Source organism: Halalkalibacter flavus (assembly GCF_036663575.1).
Classification (GTDB): domain Bacteria; phylum Bacillota; class Bacilli; order Bacillales; family Bacillaceae_D; genus Halalkalibacter; species Halalkalibacter flavus.
Genome location: NZ_JAWRVK010000245.1, coordinates 1 through 270, shown reverse-complemented (window position 1 = coordinate 270; position 270 = coordinate 1). Strand labels below are relative to the sequence as shown.

1 pseudogene is annotated in these 270 nt (G+C 57.8%); it reads left to right on the top strand.

Annotated features, from left to right (window positions below):
- Window positions 1-270 (top strand): annotated as a pseudogene (locus SAY88_RS25110) (MFS transporter); the annotation flags it as partial.

Sequence of the window (270 nt, the reverse complement as noted above, 5' to 3'; positions counted from 1 at the left end):
GGCGGCTCTTCGATATTTTTCCTGATGCCTTTCTATCTCGTGCAGGGTCTTGGATACGAGCCGAGCAAGGCGGGACTGCTCATGGTGCCGGAGGCCATCACCCTGGCCATAGTAGGTCTCGTGAGCGGTCGCATGTCGGACAGGGTCGGTACCAGGTGGTTGACCGTTATAGGTATGGCCAGATCCGGCGGCTCGCTTATCTTCTTTTCAACCCTCACGATCAACTCGCCGGCGTCGCACGTAGTCATAGGCATGGCCGTAATGGGACTG